The sequence below is a fragment of the Arthrobacter sp. B0490 genome (assembly GCF_002929355.1).
Classification (GTDB): domain Bacteria; phylum Actinomycetota; class Actinomycetes; order Actinomycetales; family Micrococcaceae; genus Arthrobacter_D.
Window position 1 is genome coordinate 1 of sequence record NZ_PJIR01000044.1, and the last position, 1355, is coordinate 1355.

1 protein-coding gene is annotated in these 1355 nt (G+C 63.0%); it reads right to left on the reverse strand.

Translation table 11 applies throughout. The features are described 5' to 3' along the window. Positions 1-7 precede the first annotated feature (7 nt). Positions 8-1327 (reverse strand): ATP-binding protein, encoded by a 1320-nt coding sequence (locus CXQ97_RS18500; protein ID WP_104182355.1) that lies wholly within the window; start codon positions 1325-1327, stop codon positions 8-10. Positions 1328-1355: the final 28 nt, after the last annotated feature.

Sequence of the window (1355 nt, forward strand, 5' to 3'; positions counted from 1 at the left end):
CTGGCAACTACACCCGCCCCAGGGTGTGGATGTCTTCGAGGAAGTCCCGGTGGACCTCTTCGCTGACGGTCGTTCGGGTGTCGCTGATGGAATCGAGATAGTCCTGAGTGGAAGGTCCTTTTCGGACCTTGTCGCGGACGGCGGGCGCCTCTCCCGCAGGCAGGCCGCCGTCGTCGTCGTACACCGCCTTCTCGAACGCACGCTGGGAGGCACTGCGGGCGGCGTACTCGATGTCGGCGGGAGAGAACCCCTCGGTGCGTTCCACAAGAAGTCCGACATCCACCGCGGCTATCACGAGATCGGGGATGAAGCGTTGCCACATGGCTTCGCGGGCCGTCCTGTCGGGTAGACCGATAGGGATGACGTAGTCGAACCGGCCATGGCGCAGGAAGGCGGTGTCCAGGGCTCGAATGAAGTTCGTCGCGCACACCAGCAGACGACCCGGCTGTTCCCGAAAGGCTGGAATGATCTTGAGGAGCTCGTTGGTCACGCCCTGCAGCGGCGACGGTGGCTCTCCCGAACGCTGAGAAGCGATCTCTTCCACTTCGTCGATGAAAACCACGGCATGCTCGAGGTCGGCGATTTCCAGGAACGTCTCCCGCAGAGCTCCAGCGAGCCCTTGTGGATCCGAGGCGAGCCGGGAGGGGAAGACCTCTACGAAGGGCCACTCCAGCCGGGAGGCTATGGCCTTGGCGAAGGTCGTCTTGCCGGTGCCAGGGGGGCCGAACAGAACCACGGCCCGCGGCGGGACAACGCCGTATTCGTCGGCGAGGTCCGCTTCGGACAGGGGTAGTACCAGCCGACGTTCCAGCAGTTCTTTTTCCCCGTGCATCCCGGCCACGTTTGCCCACAGGTCCCGGGCCAACACGCGACCACCGAGCTGCTCCAGCGCACCGAGTTCCTGCCGCTGTACAGGAATTGTCCGTTCGAAATACCGCAGGTTCTTCTTGAGCGCGAAACCGCGGCCAAGGAAGGCTTCCACCCTGGTTTCCGATTCGGGCATCAGCGCCGAGAGCTTGTTCAGCCCATGTGGCGCCATGCGGTTCTCAACCGCTGCGAGCAAGGATGTGCCGATTCCGCGACCACGAGATTCCGGAAGCGTGGCTAGGAAAACGATCCAGCCCTGATCGTGTGCTGCACGTCCGACGGCGGCGCCCACCACGTGCTCTCCTTGCACCGCTACTACAGCATGGTCCTTCTCGCAGGACGCGAGTACCTCGGACAGCGCATATACCGGTTCGACATTGTGCAACTTGAGGGTTTCCCAGAGATGCAGGATCCCGTCCAGGTCCGATGGGTGGAAGTCCCTGATCCGCCAGCTGGTCATGCAATCTCCCGGTTGCTCATCGTTGAAC

Coding starts and splice junctions, on each gene's coding strand:
- CXQ97_RS18500 (WP_104182355.1), bottom strand. CDS start 1,327: ATGACCAGCTGGCGGATCAGGGACTTCCACCCATCGGACCTGGACGGG.